The following is a 17,052-nucleotide window of genomic DNA, read 5'->3' as shown; positions in this document are numbered from 1 at the left end:
CCATTTTTTTAAACTGTTAAGTTATGTAGGATGAGATATAATAAGAGTGCACAACAAGTTTTAACCTTTTTCAAAACAGGCAGTAAAGCTCCTTCTTATAAGGAGCTTTCTTTATGAAAAGTGTTGATAATGATTCTCTTTAATGATAAAATGTATTCAAAAGTGATAATCATTATCAAAAAAGGTTGGTGCATGAGTATGGTATATGCATTAGTAGCAGGTACAGTTGCTGTATATGCAGTTATTGCAAAGTATGTTTTAAATGGAGTAGGAACAGCAAAATGAGTGATATGACATAAAATCCCTTTCATTTGTAAAAAGAATGAAAGGGATTTTTTATTTTTAATGAGAATATGCTGAAAATTTAGTATGATAGTAAAGTGAAACTGTAATCAATGGGTAGGTGTAACTCTCACTGGTTATGAGCTCGCAATTAGCGGGGAAAAGTATATACATCTTGGATAAAGGGGAACAAGGGGATGACAAACATAGTACAGACAAACGGTATGAAAAAACTTGTTTGTTTTTATGAAGAGTGGCAAAAACACGGCGATGCAGAGAATAGCTTAAAGTTGTTTGAAGTAATTCAAAAATATAAACGAGAGCAGCTTATGATAGCGTTCTGCGGTCACTTCTCAGCAGGGAAATCAACGATGATGAATCATCTATATAAAGCGCAGTTGTTACCAACAAGTCCAATTCCGACAAGCGCTAACGTCGTTAAAATTGAAAAGGGATTTGATCGTGTTGTTGTAACGATTAAATCTGGAGAACAGTACGAATATGACGGTGCATATTCAGCAGAAGAATTAAAGCAAATTTGTAAAGATGGCGATGAGGTAATTGGTGTTCATATTTATCGGAATGATGCACCAATTCCTGAGGGTGTTATGTTAGTTGATACACCAGGGATTGACTCAACAGATGATGCCCATCAACTAGCGACAGAATCAACGCTACATCTAGCAGACGTAATTTTTTATATGATGGATTATAATCACGTCCAATCGGAAGTGAATTTGCAATTTGTTAAAGAATTGAAACAACGTAATAAAACGGTTTATCTCGTTGTAAATCAAATAGATAAACATAAAGAAAATGAATTATCATTTGAGGATTATAAAGATAGTGTGAAACAATCGTTCTCTAACTGGGATATTGAAGTAGATGGAGTTTATTATACGTCATTACGAATGATGAACCATCCACATAATGAAATTGGAAGCTTAGAAACATTAATTACTTCTATTATGAAAGAAAAAGAGCAGTATGTAAGAGAGGGAATGGAGCGAGAAACAGAACATTTAATGGGAGAACATTTCTCGTTTATTGTTTCTGAAAATGAAAAAGCTCTTTTGACATATGAGGAAGAGTTAGCATCACCGCTTTTGATTTCAGAAATAGTTGAAAAGAAAGAAGAGCTAACGGAAACTAAACATCGCGAAGCTAGTAAAGAATCTCATGTGAGAAACGAATTTATAAAAGGTTTACAAGCTATATTAGATAACGCGTATTTAATGCCATTTGAAATGAGAGAATTGGCAAATGCATATTTAGAAACGAAATTAACAAAGTTTAAAGTTGGTTTGCTATTTGCGAAAGGAAAGACGGAGCAAGAAAAACAAAGACGTGTAGAGGCGTTTTATTCTGCCCTTCAAAAGACTGTTGAAACGCAACTTGATTTTCATGTGAAAGAATTTATTGTAGCCTTCTTAAAAGAAGAAGGATTGTTCACGGAGGAAATTGGGAAAGACATATATGCTTTAGAAATCGCTTTTGGACCAGAAATGTTAGCTGAAGTCATTAAACAAGGTGCAGGTTTCACAGGTGATTACTTACTTCTTTATACAGCGGATGTAGCGAATGAACTGAAGAAACGTTATTTTACAAAAGCACAGCAAATTTTTGATAAAAGTGCAGTTGTTTTAAAGCAAAAAGTGAAGGAAGCAGTTGCTCGTATGGAAGAAGAGATTGAAAAATATACGATGTTGCAAACGGCAAAAGAGACGGAATTACAATACAGTAACAATTTAGAGACATATGAAAGTTATTTACAAAATGTTTGGCACGAGCGTGTTGCTACACCAGAAGGATTGCAAATAGAGGAGATATTGCAACGTGAAAAACAAATTGTTAGTGAGAAATTCACACTACAAGAACAGGAAATGGTAAATGATAACGTAGCGGCTCATGAAGAAGAGATAAAAGGAACGGCAGCTTTAAATATTCAGCGTATATTAGAGAAAGTGAAGAAAGCTGAAATGATATTAGAGCCATTGCCAGCGCTGAAACATGTACAGCAAGAGGTGATAGAAAAAAGGCGTCGTGTGGAAACGAAACAATTTACAGTAGCGTTATTCGGAGCTTTTAGTGCTGGGAAATCATCATTTGCCAATGCCTTACTTGGTGAGAAGGTACTTCCTGTATCACCAAATCCGACGACGGCAACGATTAATCAAATTTTGCCGGTTACAGAGGAAAAACCACACGGAACAGTAATGGTTCAATTCAAATCAAAGCAAGCTCTATTAGAAGATATGAAAGCTGTTTATAAGCTGTTTCATTATGAGATTACTACGTTAGATGAGGCGTTAGCACAAATTGATAAAGTTATGAAATATCCTTCACCGACTGGGAAGCAAAAAACAACATTTAGCTTTTTACGAGCGGTACAAAAAGGGTATGATGCAGTTTCTACTTATTTAGGAGAACAAGTACAAGTCACATTAGAAGAGTTCTCTGATTATGTAGCGAATGAAGAAAAATCATGCTTCGTTGAGTATATGGAGCTTTATTATGATTGTGCTTTAACAAGGCAGGGAGTAGCGCTTGTAGACACACCTGGAGCGGATTCTATTAATGCTCGCCATACGGATGTTGCATTCCAGTATATTAAAAATGCAGATGCTATTTTATTTGTAACATATTATAACCATGTATTCTCTCGTGCTGATCGTGAATTTTTAATTCAGCTTGGGCGTGTAAAGGATACTTTTGCCCTTGATAAAATGTTCTTCTTAATTAATGCGGCGGATTTAGCAGAGTCTGAAGAAGAACTTGAAATGGTAAAAGGTTATATCGCAGATCAGCTACTGCAATACGGTATTAGAAATCCGCGTTTATTTGCAATTTCAAGTTTATGTGCGCTTGAAGAGAAACAAGGAAAGAATGTTGAAAAAGAGAAGTATGGTATTTTACAAAACTCTGGAATTACTAAGTTTGAGGAATCATTTACGTCCTTTATGATGAGAGATTTAATGCTTGTTTCTGTGCATGCTCTATATGGTGCGTTGCAAGGGGCAAATCAGCTTTTAGTAAACATGATAAATGGTGCAAAGCAGGGGAATGAAGAGAAAGAGAAGCAAATGAAAAAATATGAAGCAGAGCGTGATCAACTACTTCATATTATTTCATCATATAGTGTACTTGCTGAAGAACAGGCGATGCAAAATGAAGTGAAAGAGTTGCTTTATTACGTGCAACAGCGTCTATTCCTACGTTATAACGATGTGTTTACTGAATTTATTAATCCGGCGTCACTTCGAACCGATGGAAATGTGAAAACACAATTGCAACAGTGTGTTATGGAATTAGTAGCATTTATTCAGCATGATTTATTACAAGAAATGCGTGCGACATCATTACGTCTTGAAAAATGGATAGACGAAGCGATGAAGCGTGCAAAGGACGAAATTGTAGTGAACTGTAAAGTAGAAAATCAATCAATTTCTATGAATGGAACAGTTGAGTATGAATATAAAGATATTACACATAAAGAACCGTTCCCTTCAGTTGAAATAAAAGATTTCAAAAAAGCACTGGCACATTTTAAAAATGAGAAAAGCTTTTTTGAAAAGAATGACAAAGCTTTTATGCAAGAAGACGCTAAATCTGTATTAGAACCGCTTGTATCAAACTATGTAGCCGATGAAAAAGATTTATTTGTCCATCATTATAAGCAAGAATGGGATATGAAGTGGAACTTATTCCAAAAAGTGATGCAACAAGATGTAATGAACTATTATGAAAGTATATTGTTTGCATTGGCTGAAACGATCGATGTATCTCTATATGAACAAAGTAAAGAACAATTGCACAATCAGTTAGTAGAGATTGAAAAAGAAATTTATGTTATATAGTCGTTATGAGAAAAAGATTCGTTCAATTTTCTTTTGCAGTACAGTATCTAAAGATTTGACAAATCCAGCAAATTCATCGGTAGAAATCATATGAGTAAGAACGAGTCGTCTGCCATCTGGTGTTTCACCGCATAAGACGAATGAAGAAAATTCGTATGTTTTATTTTCAACTACTAATTTTGGATAGGAATACGTGTCGCTTTTCTTCTTCTTTCCATCAATAGAGATGACGTTGCATTTTTTCTCATTGTTGTCCATGGTGAATCCCTCCTTTCTATTATTTATGGTAGACAAGGAGGGTTTAGAACAATAGAGATGGGGGGATTTTTTATGTCTTTTGTAATAGAACGTATTTTAAAAGAGGCTATACCGAAGTCTTTATTGCTACTTGCTGATCCAAGTGAACGGCAAATAGCTATATATGTACAAAGAGGGTTAACATACGTAGCAAAGCAAGGGGGCAGCATCATCGGTGTGTATGTTCTTTTAGAAACAAGGCCGAAGACGATGGAAATCATGAATATTGCGGTTGCAGAGCATTTGCAAGGAAAAGGGATTGGGAAGAAGCTATTAAGGCATGCCGTAGAAATTGCTAAAGGATATGGTATGTCAAAACTTGAAATTGGTACAGGCAATTCTAGTGTTTCACAACTTGCTTTATATCAAAAATGTGGATTTCGTATTTTTTCTATTGATTTTGATTACTTTTCGAAGCATTATGAAGAAGAGATTATTGAAAATGGCATTGTATGCCGTGATATGATTCGGCTTGCAATGGAATTGAATTAGAACGTATAACTTATTTAGGGGGAAGAGAAGATGGAAGTACATAAAGCAATTACAGCACATTCTCGTAAACAAAATGAAAGTGTAAAAGCATGTTTACAATTAGATGCGCAGCGTGAAGCAGCCATTGAAGCAGCCGTATCTCTTGCGTCAAATGGGAAAGAATTTTCGGTTGATGTCATTAATGTTGTAACAAAGCAAATTAATGATCTTGCAAAAAATGGTGTTACCTTGCAGCGTAAATATGTTACAGAAGAAATGGTTATGGAGTATGTAAGTCGTTTACAAGAGAAAGAAGGTCGTTAAAGATGATAGTTACAGTCGAATGGTTACGTGAGCATATAGAAGATGAGAACGTCCGTGTAATCGATTGTCGTTTTGATTTAGCGAATCCTAATTGGGGTAGAGAAAAGTATGAAGAAGAACATATTCCTCATGCGTTATATTTTGATTTGAATTTAGATTTATCAAGTCCTATAGCAGAACATGGTGGCCGCCATCCGTTGCCAAGCATTGAAGAGTTTGCGGACAAGCTTTCGGAGGTTGGTATTGATGAACATACGACAGTAATTGCGTATGACAGTCAAGCTGGTGCAAATGCTGCTCGTTTATGGTGGTTATGTAACTATGTAGGACATGAGAAAGTATATATATTAGATGGTGGTTTCCCGGTTTGGAAAGAGAATGGACTACCGACAACAACGGAAATTCCTGTTGTTATACGAAAAACATTTAAAACAAACATACAAGATCATATGCTTGTATCGATGGAAACAGTAAGAGAGAATATCCAGGCAGGTGCAGATGTTACGTTAATTGATTCAAGAGAGCCAAAACGTTATGCTGGTGTAGAGGAACTTGTCGATCATAAAGCAGGACATATTCCGACAGCAACAAACTATTTTTGGAAGGATGGAATGTTGCAATCAGGACAATTTAAGAATGAAGCTGAGCAACAAGAACGATTCCAAAATCTGTCGAAAGATAAGGAAACCATTGTATATTGTGGTTCTGGTGTTACGGCATGTCCAAATATCATTGCGTTAAAATTGGCTGGATTCCAAAATGTTAAATTGTATGCAGGTAGCTGGAGTGATTGGATTTCTTATCCAGAAAATCAAATTGCAAAAGAAGAAGATTAATCACTTGCATGCAAAAATAATTTGTATTAAAATAAGGTCACAAGCAAGAGATTGCTCGAAAAACTTTGTATTTTACACATTGGAAACAATGTGATAATATAACGACAAGTAAATAATACATCCTGCGGTGTACGTAACTTATTTATGTCTAAAACCGATGTTAGTTATACGGAAGCTCAATATTTAGCGACCATCATCAAGCCTTCCTTGTGGAGGAAGATGTACGGTAACTGTGAGGGCATCCACCTGCGAGTAGCGGGTTTTTGGACATTTACGAGGAGCGGCACGTGCGGGGGTCTTATTTCAACTAACCTTATATAAAATTCCTACGGTGTACGTAGCTTATGCATGTCTTAAACCAATAAGTTTAATATGGAAGTTCAATATTTAAATGTAGCTAACATGCCATCTTTTTAAGAAGGAAGTTACAAACATTTGTGAGAGCATCCACCTGTGAGAGCAGGTTTATGGACATCTAGAGAGAACGGCATATGTGGGGCTATATAAAAACCTTACGTTTTATACGTAAGGTTTTTTTGTTGCATAGATATATCAATATTATCTTGATTCACCTGTGAAGTTTCCGTAATAAATGTAGCACTTTCTGTCTTCATCAATCTCTCTTGAATCCAAGGAGAATTCCATAGACATGCCGTCTCGCTGAATATATATAATATCTGAATGAAGAGATGGTAAAATTTCTTCGTAGTTCCATACATCTTGACTATCTACTAAGCTTGAACTCGTTTCACTTAGTTCTCTAATTTCAAAACCGATGTGGGAGTATGTAGGGTCTGAAGGGTCATTGACGAAAACTTCTTTTTGAATATAAATAACCGCTGTTCCGTCTGGATCAACCGAAGTTGCAGTAACAACATAAGTATTTTTCTCTTTAATAAAATATTCACAAGTCATGCGTGCGATAATTTCAGAATTAGAAATATTGGCGTAGTTCCATAAAGCAGGATACCCTTTCGTTTCATCATTAAGTCGATATTCTAAGCGCATTTAATCCCTCTTCTTCCTTTTTCTTCTACTTTATCATGCCATCCTATATAATAGGAATAGAATTTAAAAAGGGGAGTGCGAAGGTGACAAAAACGAAATGGCTAGTAGGTGGTGTCGTAACGTCTTTAATGACTGGCACTTTATTTGGCTGCGCACAAGATCTTCCCCCAAAACCGAATGATAATAGTTGTTCTGATTGGGATTGGGATGATGAACTTGGGGTATGGCAGTGTGATGATAGTAGTTCAGGTTATCGTGGGCATTATTTCTATGGTGGGCGATACTATCAAAATAAATCCACTTTTAAAAATTCATCGGCGTTTAAATCGTATCAATCGTCTGCTGAATTTAAAGGTGGAATTGGAAGTGGTTCAAAGGGAGGATTTGGGGGCTAAAATATGTCGCAATACATAAGGGATCGAAAAGAATTTTATTTAAAATATCCGAATTTTTGGTCGGATTTATATGAATGTGAGTATAGTTTGTTTCATGTTTTTTCTATAACAAATCAGACTTTGGACCAATTACACTTAGCGACTGAACGAATGGGGAAAATATTTTTTAAGACTGCTAGACTGCTGCGTAATTTAAGTGACGAACAGCTTCTAGATCTTGGCTTTCCATCCGCGAGTTTATCATTCATTAGAATGAAAGGGCTTTATCCTGAATCTGTAATTTCGCGATTTGATTTTGCTGTAACAGAGGATAATAAAATCAAAATGCTTGAGTTTAATAGTGATACACCAACTTTTATTGTAGAATGTTTTCGAATGAATGGGAAAGTATGTGAAAATCTAGGCTATGATAATCCAAACTCGGATCAAGAACGATTGCTATCTTCTGGTGTAATGAAAGCAGTAATGGAAGCGACAAAGGGATTAGATAATCCAAATGTTGTTTTTACAGCACATCATGAACATATCGAGGATTGGAATACCACCATGTATTTAAGTCAGCTATGCCATGTTGAAAATAAAGTAGTGCCAATGTCAGAACTTAGAATTACAAAGGATGCTCTAGTCGATAAAGATGGGGCGAAGATTGATGTTTTATATCGCCAAACATATCCGATAGAAGATTTAATTGAGGATCAAGATCCTGAAACAGGAGATTTGGTAGGTGTGGAACTGTTACAACTTGTAAAAGCCGGAAAGCTTTTTATAATAAATCCTTTGTCAGCATTTTTACTTCAGCCAAAATCAATTCAGTGTCTTATTTGGGGGTTAGCAGAAGAAGAGGTCTTTTATACAAATGAGGAACAACAGTGGATTAAAGAATATATGTTACCTACATATTTAGAACCAGATTTATTTTTAGGAAAAGGTTCTTTCGTTCAAAAACCTTCATTTGGGAGAGAAGGAGATACAATTACGATTCGCGATAAAGATGAAAATATTATGCTTCAAAATGCACACGAAACGTATAAAGCGTCACTGCCGATATTTCAAAAGTATACCGAACTGCCAGTCGTATCCTTGGAAACAGAAAAAGGGATCGAGAAACTGTCATATGTGTTTGGTTCGTTTTTAATTGCTGGAAAAGCGAGTAGTATCGGTATTCGTGCGGGAGAAAAGATTACAGGAAATGAATCGTACTATTTACCGGTAGGTATAAAAAGGAGGGGGAAAAATGATTAATTTTTTATTATATTTAGCAGTAACACTCGGCCTTTTATGTATAGGTCTGTTCTTGATGGAAGTGACAACGAAAGTAAAGGAATTTAAGTTAATGGCTCAAGGAAATAAGGCGGTAAGCTATGTGCTTGGAGGACGATTACTTGGGTTAGCTGTTGTTTTATATTCGACAGCAGCTAATTCAATTTCACTTCTTGATATGATTTCGTGGGGAGCAGTTGGGATTTTGGCTCAAATTATCGTCTTTTATTTAGCTGAGTGGCTTACACCACGCTTTAATATAAACAAAAGTCTCGAAGAAGATAATCAAGCAGTCGGTCTTTTTCTTATGTTTTTATCGCTTTCGATTGGGATTGTAATCGCTGGTTGTATAACTTATTAAAAACTTTACGTTTAAACGTAAAGTTTTTAATTTTATCCCGCTATTTGCCGGGCAGCCCGATTGGTGAGGGCTAATAATCAGTGGGGGATGAACAAAACCCCCACTGATTAAAGTTTCACTTTATATACGTTAGTTTGCCATACCTTTTGAAAAAATTGTAGGCTACGGTTGACATCTATTTTAAATAAGAGTAACATTTTCAATGTAATGAAAATAAGTCTCTGTTAGGTGAGGCTCCTGTATAGAGAAATGCTACTGCCCAAAAATGTCGAGAGACGCCAATGGGTCAACAGGAATGATCGAATTAAGGTTTTTCTTAACGTAGCTGGTAATGTACCTATGCTATACAGTGCTAAAACTCGGCGAGGGAGAGGTCCGTAGATTTCTAATTATATTAGAAATCGTTTATTTGTGTATGTAATGGCCACTACTCTCTTAAGGGTAGGGGTCTTTTTTTGTTACCAAGCTATGAGTAATTTCATAGTATAAACTATAAAATTAAACGAGGAGGTGAGGAGCATGTCAAATTCTGACTCGGTTCCGTTACCCATATACTTCAAATCAAAAATATATGATGTAGGCAGGAAACGATTTGTTCCTCCCTCTATATTTATCACAATGTAGCGTTTATAAAGCGCTAGACACTTTCACAGTAAAGTGGATAAATTGAGAAACAAAGCGTTTCTTCCTATGTTGTAAAGGAGGAGACGATAATATGTTATATGCAAACAAAACTGTGGGTAACACGTCATATAAACTAAATAAAAAATCAATAAAAGAACAAACAATGCTCCAAAAAAATAAAGATTTATTAATTGAAATTGCAACAAGAGATGTAAAATCTGTATTTGCATATTTTAAAACAACAAGAGACGGACTATCAATGAAAGAGGCGCAAAAACGTATTCAAGTATATGGCCGAAATGAACTAACTTCAAAAAGAGCAATTCTTGCAGAAGTAATGATGAAGCTTGGTGGCATGATTCCAGGTTTTTCAAAACAACGTGTGTGTGATGAATTACAACGTGAAACGATTACTGTATCTAGAGTAGAATGTTCTAGTAGTACAGGGCTAAATAGTGAACTGAAAATGATGGAGATACCAGTGCAAGAACTTGTACCTGGAGATATGATTTTTCTTTCGGCTGGAGATGCTGTGCCAGCTGATGTACGTATTATTTATGCAGATGATTTATTAGTGAATGAGTCTGTGTTAACGGGAAACGAAGCGAGTATAGAGAAGTTTGAAAGCTGCTATCACCTTGAACGTAAACGATTTATTCCATTAAAACGGATGAAAGATTATAATCCACTTGAGCTTGAAAATGTATGTTTTAAAGGTTCACGTATCGTTAGTGGAAGTGCAAAGGCTGTCGTTGTTTCTACTGGAAAAAATACGTATTCAGGCATATTGCATACTTGTTGTAGTAGAACGTCTTAATGTGTTAATGGTGCTAAATATACAAAAACAATGTATAATAGACAAAGTTGAGCAAAAACGTAGAATGGTAATCTATTTATATAACCTTACGTGATAACGTGAGGTTATTATTTTTTTAATAGGAGAGGAATTATGAAAAAAGTATTATTAGTTGATGGTATGGCACTATTATTTCGTGCTTTTTACGCAACAAGTGTCTACGGACAATTTATGAAACGACAAGATGGAACCCCTACGAATGGGATTCATGGTTATATGAAACACTTGTTAACAGCTACGCAAGCGATTGAACCAACACATATCGTTACATGCTGGGATATGGGAAGTACGACATTTAGAACAGAATCGTTCTCGAATTATAAAGCAAATCGTGCAGCGCCACCAGAAGAATTAATTCCTCAATTTGATTTAGTGCAAGAAATGACTGCGAAATTATCCATTCCAGTTATCGGTATGAAAGGCTACGAAGCGGACGATTGTATCGGTACGCTTGCAAAACAATACTGCAATGAAGCTGAAGTTTATATTTTAACTGGTGATACAGATTTACTTCAACTTGTTGATAAGAACGTTACAGTTATGCTTCTGCGTAAAGGAATTGGAAATTACGAATATTACACACCGGAGAAAATCATGGAAGAAAAAGGTGTAGAGCCGTGGCAAATCGTCCATGCAAAAGCTTTCATGGGAGATACAAGTGATAATTATCCAGGTGTAAAAGGTATCGGTGAAAAAACAGCGTATAAGCTTATTCAAGAGCACGGAACAGTATCCGCTGTACTAGAAAATGTAGAATCATTAACAAAAGCGCAGCGTACGAAGATTGAAAGTGATTTAGAGAACTTAAATATTTCGTTGCAATTAGCACAAATTCACTGTGAAGTTCCAATTTCATGTTTACTAGAAGAGGGATTACACACAATGGATGAAGAAAAACTTAGATTTGTTTGTGAAGAAATGAATTGGGGAAGACCTGAAATATTAATAAATATGCTATAAATAGTTTGGAAAGAGGGATGTTGCATAAGTCGAAATTTGACTTGGTGACACCTTCTTTTTGTTTTTGTAAACAGTATTATAGTAAATAAAATTATGTCGAACTCAATTTTAAATATATAAATGTTTCGACAAGATATAATGATAAAAGTTGATGGGAATAGTAATTTTTATAATGAAGTGAATTAATTTCAACATAGTTTTAGAGAGTCTTTTTTTCGTGTTCACAAAGTTGTCAGAAAATAAATGGAATTTTCATATGAAGTTCAAATAGAATTCACAACAATCAATTATTATAAGGACACACAGATAATTCTTTATCTTTTATATAAACCATCCCCCAAGGAGGACAATGAAAATGAGAAAAAAAGTGAGAAAATCTTTTAAACAATTATTAATTGAAAATAAACAATCACTATTAAATAATAAAGAAAATATGAAAGAAATTGAAGAGAGAATTGAGAAACGACATGTAGCATATAGTGGTGCTAGTAATTAAATAAAATAAAAAAGATAGCCTATGTAGGCTATCTTTTTTATTTTATATTGAAAAAACGCTATTCATCTCTTTAATTTTGTAAATATGCAAGAAATTTTTATAGTGTTTTTCTATCAATATTACTCATTTTTCGAGGTTGAAATTGGTATATACCAATTTTTGAGATTCTCTATTCATAATATTACAAAAAATGTTACAATACACTCAAATTTATACTATAAAATCATTTTAATATGAAAAATTGGAATGAAAAGAAAGGAGAGGAATATGAATAAAGATGTCGCTTTGAAATGATTATTATCATTTCATTAGGAGTTGATGTAAAAAGATGAAGAGATACGAGGAATTGGATTCTATAAGAGGGATTTCTTCATTAATAGTAATGATCGGTCATCATTTAATGATTTTTTCAGCATTTCAAAATTACAGCTATGAAGATAATAAACCATTTGTTGTGTATCTATTAAAAGAAACGCCTGCTCGTCTTATTTTTAGTAGTGGTAACGAATCTGTTATTATCTTTTTTGTTTTGAGCGGATTTGTTTTGTATGAATCTATTCAAAAAACCTATAGTAGCTATGGGTCATACCTTTTAAAACGTATATGCAGAATATATATTCCTTATATTGTGGCAATAATTATAGCTATTATATGCCAGGCTACAATTAGTGAATATGGTATTTCTTATTTAAGTGAATGGTTTAATCGCTCATGGACGATTGAAAGTTCTCCAAGCTTAATAGCGCAACATATTTTATTGGTTGGGAAATATAATACAGATGCATATAACGGTGTGATTTGGTCACTTGTCCATGAAATGCGAATATCAATAATTTTTCCGTTAATTTTGATGATTTGTTTACGAAAAACGTTAAGGTGTTCATTACTATTATTGTTTAGTTTTAGTATATGTTCTGTCGTAATATTATTTTTGTTTCGCTCGGGCTTAACATTAACAAGCTATGCATTAACGTTGCATTATACGGTGCTGTTTTTATTGGGGGCACTAGTTGCGAAGTATAAAAATAATTTAATAGTTTTTTATAGTAATTGTACTAAAAACACGAAAATTGCATGGTTTTTATTTGCGATTTTACTTTTTATGTATGAAGGACTTATTGGAGAAATTAAAGTACTCAATAATTTTATATTTCGAGACTACGTAGTGGCGATAAGTGCAAGTCTATTTGTCATATTAAGTTTGTCAATATCAACTTTGTCATCCTTGCTACGCAATAAATACTTGTTATATTTGGGGAAGATTTCTTACAGTCTTTATTTATACCATATTATATCGTTGTTTTCCCTTATATACATGTTCCATGAAATATTACCGTTGCCTATTATTTTAATTTTTTCACTTATATTTTCGTTTATACTTGCAATACTTTCGTATATATATGTAGAAAAATTTGCATTCAGAGTCGGAAAGTATGTAACAAAACAAGTAGATAGAAAGAAGAGAGGGGTATCTGTAAAGAGTGACTTGCAGGATGTTATTCAGAAAAGGGCGGTGAAATAATTGAAGCAAGAAATGAGTATAAAAGATTTTCAACAATTATTGAAAAGAAGATTCGTAACGATTATTTTAACGATGTGTTGTTTAACCGCTTCTTTAGTTCTTATCTCTATGTATGTTTTAAAGCCGTCATATCAATATTCAACGCAAATTCTTGTTGGGAATTTAGATGAGTTTAATAAGGAAAATTCAACAAATAAAACACAAGAAAATAAGCAACTAGTAACATCGTATGTCGATATTTTAAAAAGCCCATTAATTATTTCAACAGTCAAAAAAACTTTGAAATTAGAGCAATCAAGTTATGAATTAGCACAAAAAATCTCGGTAGTGAATACGGACAATTCACAAATTGTAACTGTTACAGTAAAAGATTCCAATCCGAAAGTCGTGAAAGACATTGTAAAGACATTGGCAGAGCAATCACAACAAAGTTTTCAACAGTACACAAATGTACAAGGTGTGAAAGTGTTGACGGATCCTGAGTTACAGGAACAGGCTGAAAAATTGTTTCCGAAATTTCAACTGATCATTCCTATTTCTTTAATTGTTAGTTTTTTTGTTGGGATAGGTTTAGCTGTATTTCGAGATTATTTTGATGAACGTATATACACGGAACAAGATTTAGAGAAAATAACAACAGTCTCTGTTATTGGTCACATAAATGTGAAACCGAATAGAAAACAGAAATCTACAGAGATTGATAAACAATCCTCTATATATCGAGGTGAACATGTCGATGTTTAGGACAAAGAAACAGCTGCCATTCGATTTGCATGATGATCTGATGAAAGAGCAGTTTTATACGGTGTATCACGAGCTGAGAAAATCTGGAAAACAACTATTCACGGTTAGTTCAACGAAGGACAGAGGGGTTGTTGCCTCACTTATAGTAAATATGGGTCTAGTGTTTGCAGAAATGAAGAAAAAGGTGTTACTTATTGATGTGAATTTTTCTGACCCTAAATTACATGTATTATTACAAAGTGATCACATGATAACCGTAAACGATATAATAAGCTCTTTCCCCTGCAATTATGAATCTTTTTCTAGTAATTTGTCTAAATACTTATATTGTATTCCTGCAAAAAAAACAGTACACACAGGGACGCCCTTAGTTGCTATGGATGAATTTGATAATGCGATTGCTAAGTGGAAAGAAGATTTTGATTACATTTTCTTTTATTCTTCTGAAGTATTTGATCTTCCTGCTACGCACATTATTGCAGAGAAATGCGATGGAATGGTCTTAGCAGTTAAAAAGCGAAAAGATTCACTACGTACAGTGCAAAAAGTAATAGCGGATATAAATAGGAAAGAATGTGAATTAATAGGTATAATTTTATATTCTTGAATGTGGGGGTAACGATCCATGATTCGTGAAACAAATCAAGCCAAGTTGTATACGATTCCGGCTCAAGAAAAGCCTAGCATATTGAATCGAAGTGTAAAACGCTTGTTTGATATTATATTTTCAATCATATTGTTACTATTAACGATACCAATTATGTTGTTCTTTTGTATTATGATTACTTTAGAAACATCAGGGGCTCCAATTTACTTTCAAGAACGTTTAGGTATAAACGGGAAGAAGTTTAATGTATTTAAATTAAGATCAATGGTAAAGGATGCTGAAATAAATGGCCCACAATGGGCAAAAGAACATGATTCAAGAATTACAAAAGTTGGATTGTTTATAAGAAAAACGAGAATTGATGAATTACCACAACTTTTAAATATTTTAAGAGGAGATATGTCTTTTGTAGGCCCTAGACCAGAGAGAGAGTTTTTTTATAATGAGTTTGATACGTTTATTCCAGAATTTAAGGATCGTTTAATGGTAAAACCAGGATTAACAGGATGGGCACAAATAAATGGAGGATATAATCTTGATCCAAAGGAAAAGTTGAGGCTGGACATGGAGTATATTGAAATGAAAACATTTCGGCTGGACATCCGTATTTTATGTAAAACCGTTTTAATTGTATTGAACGGTAATGGTGCAAGATAAATATATATGTAAACAAACAACATATGTAAGTAGGTTACTTGCAAAGGAGAACTTGTATGGGTAGATCTATTCTAAACAATATTATCCATCTATTTTATAGTACGATTTTAGCTAACCTTCTTCAGGCCGTCAGTTTAATTGTTTTAGCAAACTTTTTTAACGCACAACATTATGGGATGTTTAGTGTTGCCATAGCAGTGACGTTTGTTATGTTATTTTTTACAGACTTAGGACTTAGTAATACGTTTCTTCGAGAAGGGGCAAAGGATGGAGCAGATTTAGAGAAGATTTTATCATCGTATATAAAAATAAGGATGATTCTACTTATTCTTATTTCTATAATCGGTTATATTGTTATTCATTATATGTATGCGGATAAAAATTTAATTTATATGATGATAAACGTAATGTTTTTCATGTTAATAGGATTAACTTGGCAAAACATAGGAATTGCCTATTTTCAACTGACGGAACGTATGAAGTATATAGCGCTCATAAAAGTTGTATCAGCATCAGTTGTCATTATAATTACATGTTTTTGTATTTTCGGAGAGTTACCGGTGTATGTAACGGCTCGCTTATATGCTTTTGGGTATATGATTGGTGGTTTATTCAGTATATATACCATGAGAAGAAAGACGAAAATGAATATGAAAGTCGTAATTCATAAAGCATTATTTTGGCAAGTAACTCCCTTTATTATTAGCGGTTTTTTAATAATGAGTACGCCACAATTAGCGCCTATCTTGCTTAACTATACATTACCATTAAGTATGGTAGGTGTTTTTGCAGTGGCGTACCGGATGCCGGCAGCTTTATATCAAGTACCAGGGGTAATTGCAGGTGCATTTTTTCCAGTGCTCTTTAAGCATTATAACCAGAATAATATAGAAGAGCATACGAAATTAAATTTACTTCAAATTAAATCAATGGCGATTGTAGGAATATGTATGACGATCGGTTTATATCATTTAGCACCATACTTTATTTCTATATTTTTTCATGAAGAATGGAGCAATGCAGTAGAACCACTCCAAATATTATCATTTCTTATTGTGCTACAAAGTTTAAATATTGCCATTGCTGACGGTTTAACGACGAGTGGATGTCAAAATAAGAGGACTGTTGTGCAGTGTGTAGCATTGGTGATAGGTGGGGTTATGCTTTATAGCTTTAGTAGTATTGGTGGAGTGATAGGAGCGGCATATGCTATGGTTTTATTTGAAATCGTCGCTTTAGTGGGATACATAGCGGTAAGTGTAGTGAAGAAAAAAATTGTATTCCAAATTGTAATACCGTATACAATTTATTTTGGTGTAACCTTTATTGGAGTGCAATATATATTGCATACATATCATTTAATTGCGCTTGTTCTTAATATACTAATCGTAGTAGCTGCCATATTCCTATATGATTATGAGCTGAAAAAACTTCTTCTTTCTTTTATAAGAAAAATACGCAAAAAGGATTATATTACGAAACAGGGGATATAGCC

At 34.1% G+C, this 17,052-nt stretch carries 17 protein-coding genes, 2 other RNA genes and 1 riboswitch; of the genes, 17 read left to right on the top strand and 2 right to left on the bottom strand.

Features of this window, described 5'->3' with window-relative positions:
- Nucleotides 1-479: 479 nt before the first annotated feature.
- Nucleotides 480-4,139, top strand: coding sequence for a dynamin family protein (locus MRP26_RS04140; RefSeq protein WP_242806001.1), 3,660 nt, complete (start codon nucleotides 480-482; stop codon nucleotides 4,137-4,139).
- 3 nt (nucleotides 4,140-4,142) lie between these two features.
- Here the strand turns inward: MRP26_RS04140 and MRP26_RS04135 are convergent, their stop codons facing one another.
- Nucleotides 4,143-4,397, bottom strand: a complete 255-nt coding sequence (locus tag MRP26_RS04135) for a DUF3931 domain-containing protein (RefSeq protein ID WP_000369740.1) — start codon at nucleotides 4,395-4,397, stop codon at nucleotides 4,143-4,145.
- Between the two features lie 72 nt (nucleotides 4,398-4,469).
- Between MRP26_RS04135 and MRP26_RS04130 the strand changes: the two genes are divergently transcribed.
- The 5 genes from MRP26_RS04130 to ssrS (MRP26_RS04110) all read left to right on the top strand — a co-directional run bounded on the left by MRP26_RS04130 (nucleotide 4,470) and on the right by ssrS (MRP26_RS04110) (nucleotide 6,571).
- Complete coding sequence (locus MRP26_RS04130) at nucleotides 4,470-4,928, top strand: GNAT family N-acetyltransferase (protein ID WP_242806000.1); 459 nt, start codon at nucleotides 4,470-4,472, stop codon at nucleotides 4,926-4,928.
- A gap of 30 nt (nucleotides 4,929-4,958) precedes the next feature.
- Nucleotides 4,959-5,231, top strand: a complete 273-nt coding sequence (locus MRP26_RS04125) for a YpbS family protein (RefSeq protein WP_000451820.1) — start codon at nucleotides 4,959-4,961, stop codon at nucleotides 5,229-5,231.
- Nucleotides 5,232-5,233: 2 nt separating this feature from the next.
- Nucleotides 5,234-6,067: a sulfurtransferase gene (locus MRP26_RS04120; protein ID WP_089170718.1), complete on the top strand. Its 834-nt coding sequence runs from the start codon at nucleotides 5,234-5,236 to the stop codon at nucleotides 6,065-6,067.
- A 116-nt stretch (nucleotides 6,068-6,183) separates the two neighbouring features.
- A non-coding RNA gene (ssrS, locus tag MRP26_RS04115) (6S RNA) lies at nucleotides 6,184-6,366 on the top strand.
- Nucleotides 6,367-6,387: 21 nt separating this feature from the next.
- Nucleotides 6,388-6,571, top strand: a non-coding RNA gene (ssrS, locus tag MRP26_RS04110) — 6S RNA.
- 54 nt (nucleotides 6,572-6,625) lie between these two features.
- Here the strand turns inward: ssrS (MRP26_RS04110) and MRP26_RS04105 are convergent.
- Nucleotides 6,626-7,075: a hypothetical protein gene (locus tag MRP26_RS04105; RefSeq protein WP_053564870.1), complete on the bottom strand. Its 450-nt coding sequence runs from the start codon at nucleotides 7,073-7,075 to the stop codon at nucleotides 6,626-6,628.
- Between the two features lie 83 nt (nucleotides 7,076-7,158).
- Here MRP26_RS04105 and MRP26_RS04100 point away from each other — a divergent pair, with 83 nt between their 5' ends.
- The 11 genes from MRP26_RS04100 (at nucleotide 7,159) to MRP26_RS04050 (ending at nucleotide 17,050) form a co-directional block, all read left to right on the top strand.
- The gene (locus tag MRP26_RS04100) at nucleotides 7,159-7,470 is read left to right on the top strand and encodes a hypothetical protein (RefSeq protein WP_000169030.1); all 312 of its coding nucleotides are present in this window, start codon (nucleotides 7,159-7,161) and stop codon (nucleotides 7,468-7,470) included.
- 3 nt (nucleotides 7,471-7,473) lie between these two features.
- Nucleotides 7,474-8,712, top strand: a complete 1,239-nt coding sequence (locus MRP26_RS04095; RefSeq protein ID WP_242805999.1) for a glutathionylspermidine synthase family protein — start codon at nucleotides 7,474-7,476, stop codon at nucleotides 8,710-8,712.
- Nucleotides 8,705-9,091, top strand: a complete 387-nt coding sequence (locus MRP26_RS04090) for a DUF350 domain-containing protein (protein ID WP_000606862.1) — start codon at nucleotides 8,705-8,707, stop codon at nucleotides 9,089-9,091. Before MRP26_RS04095 ends, MRP26_RS04090 begins: the two co-directional genes overlap by 8 nt.
- A gap of 213 nt (nucleotides 9,092-9,304) precedes the next feature.
- Nucleotides 9,305-9,470: riboswitch (M-box (ykoK) riboswitch) on the top strand.
- Nucleotides 9,471-9,806: 336 nt separating this feature from the next.
- The gene (locus tag MRP26_RS04085) at nucleotides 9,807-10,532 is read left to right on the top strand and encodes a P-type ATPase actuator domain-containing protein (protein WP_242805998.1); all 726 of its coding nucleotides are present in this window, start codon (nucleotides 9,807-9,809) and stop codon (nucleotides 10,530-10,532) included.
- Nucleotides 10,533-10,664: 132 nt separating this feature from the next.
- Complete coding sequence (locus MRP26_RS04080; RefSeq protein ID WP_000757069.1) at nucleotides 10,665-11,531, top strand: 5'-3' exonuclease; 867 nt, start codon at nucleotides 10,665-10,667, stop codon at nucleotides 11,529-11,531.
- 355 nt (nucleotides 11,532-11,886) lie between these two features.
- Nucleotides 11,887-12,027: an FbpB family small basic protein gene (locus tag MRP26_RS04075; RefSeq protein ID WP_001228048.1), complete on the top strand. Its 141-nt coding sequence runs from the start codon at nucleotides 11,887-11,889 to the stop codon at nucleotides 12,025-12,027.
- A gap of 328 nt (nucleotides 12,028-12,355) precedes the next feature.
- Nucleotides 12,356-13,549: an acyltransferase family protein gene (locus tag MRP26_RS04070; RefSeq protein WP_049108366.1), complete on the top strand. Its 1,194-nt coding sequence runs from the start codon at nucleotides 12,356-12,358 to the stop codon at nucleotides 13,547-13,549.
- On the top strand, nucleotides 13,550-14,293 hold the full coding sequence (locus MRP26_RS04065; RefSeq protein WP_000807062.1) for a YveK family protein: 744 nt from the start codon (nucleotides 13,550-13,552) through the stop codon (nucleotides 14,291-14,293).
- The gene (locus MRP26_RS04060; RefSeq protein ID WP_049108365.1) at nucleotides 14,280-14,900 is read left to right on the top strand and encodes a CpsD/CapB family tyrosine-protein kinase; all 621 of its coding nucleotides are present in this window, start codon (nucleotides 14,280-14,282) and stop codon (nucleotides 14,898-14,900) included. Before MRP26_RS04065 ends, MRP26_RS04060 begins: the two co-directional genes overlap by 14 nt.
- 18 nt (nucleotides 14,901-14,918) lie before the next feature.
- Nucleotides 14,919-15,557, top strand: coding sequence for a sugar transferase (locus MRP26_RS04055; protein WP_000617645.1), 639 nt, complete (start codon nucleotides 14,919-14,921; stop codon nucleotides 15,555-15,557).
- Between the two features lie 56 nt (nucleotides 15,558-15,613).
- Nucleotides 15,614-17,050 carry an oligosaccharide flippase family protein gene (locus MRP26_RS04050; RefSeq protein WP_049108364.1) on the top strand — a complete coding sequence of 479 codons (1,437 nt, stop codon included), beginning with the start codon at nucleotides 15,614-15,616 and terminating at the stop codon, nucleotides 17,048-17,050.
- Nucleotides 17,051-17,052 lie beyond the last annotated feature (2 nt).

Origin of the sequence: Bacillus sp. CCB-MMP212 (assembly GCF_022748145.1) — a bacterium.
Lineage (GTDB): Bacteria > Bacillota > Bacilli > Bacillales > Bacillaceae_G > Bacillus_A > Bacillus_A cereus.
This window is presented reverse-complemented; position numbering and strand designations above follow the sequence as displayed.